General features: G+C 41.8%; 3 protein-coding genes. All 3 read left to right on the forward strand.

All coding sequences use genetic code 11. From position 1 onward, the window contains the following. Window positions 1-415, forward strand: a 415-nt coding sequence (locus A3735_RS26850) for a PilW family protein (RefSeq protein ID WP_197486077.1), incomplete at its 5' end; no start/stop codon positions are given. Between the two features lie 32 nt (window positions 416-447). Next, window positions 448-1035: a PilX N-terminal domain-containing pilus assembly protein gene (locus A3735_RS32735; protein ID WP_068638986.1), complete on the forward strand. Its 588-nt coding sequence runs from the start codon at window positions 448-450 to the stop codon at window positions 1033-1035. Continuing rightward, window positions 1035-1252: hypothetical protein (locus A3735_RS26860; protein ID WP_156499954.1), on the forward strand; the 218-nt coding region annotated here is incomplete at its 3' end. The genes A3735_RS32735 and A3735_RS26860, both read left to right, overlap by 1 nt.

Genomic DNA, 1252 nt, shown 5'->3' on the forward strand with positions numbered 1-1252 from the left:
TTTTGTTGTTAATAGCTTGTTGAGTATCGATATGTACTATCTGGAGTATTGCAAAGATGAAGAGCTTTGTGATGTCTCAGGTATCGGCTTAAGTCGTTATACCCTGATCGGCAACCGCTTTATCAAACAGCGCTTGGTTAATGGTGTGGCGCAAATGCAATTTGAATATGGGCTCGATCTAAGTGGTGATGGCAAGGTGGAGCGCTATCTTACTGCCGATAACGTTTTCAGCTGGAATGATGTATTGTCGGTACGTGTTTTCGCTTTATTCAAAAGCAAGCTATCGGCAAGTTCGAATGAGAATCCGGAAAGAGAATTCAAACTGGGTACAGGTTTTGAGTTCGAGCCAGAAGAGCATGAACGGAGGTATAAATTCAAAAAGTTTCAGTCAGAATTTAGTTTGAAGAATACTTAGTTAATAACAGCGGTGATGAGCAAGGAGGCAATATGCACCTAAAATCAAAGACCTATCCAATAAGAGCCATGCAACAATACGGAGCTACATTAGTCTTGTCATTAATGTTGCTGGCGATCCTCACAATACTCTCAACAACGATGATGCAAAGCAGTTACCTAAGCTTTAAATCTCAGTCTTCCAGAGTGGCGTTTCAACAAAGCAGTCATGAACTAAATCAGTTTCAGCTTCAAGCTGCGAAGCAAATAAAAAGCTTTATTGATTCTAGACGAGATAGTCATGTTGAGCTCAAAAAGTCATACTCAGAAGGCTTCAAGTTAATCGATGACTTGCTGAACCTCGAAGTAATTGCCGAAGAAGATAATGAATCGTTGACGCGAANTTTATCGTTTTCAAGTTCACAGATGGAGATAGACGTTTATATCACTCAGAGCAGATTGCGTCCGGAATATTCCGGGAATAACTTGCTTCAGTACGACTCTTATAGTCAGCATATCGTGCAAAGGAGCGCAGATCAGCGCTATTTATACCTACAGCTGCACTGTATTAGCAAGCCAGGAATTGGTCAGAACCAAGGCCCTGTTCATCTTGTTGGCGACTTTCGTTTCGAGGTGTCGTGATGAAAAAAAGGATGAAGATTGCATTTGTTTTGTGTTTGTTTAGTTTTTCCTTGCTTTCTAGTATGGCGTGTTATGCAAGTGAACCGATATCGACTGTTGCGGTGTTGAGCCCCGCTATTGTTGTTTCCGAGCCCGCACGCGCCTTTTCGTCGATTGACCCGCTTGGCTATAAAAAATTTAAAACGCAGTATCAGACTCGTAGAACGATGGCCTATGT

The organism is Oleiphilus sp. HI0061, assembly GCF_001635675.1.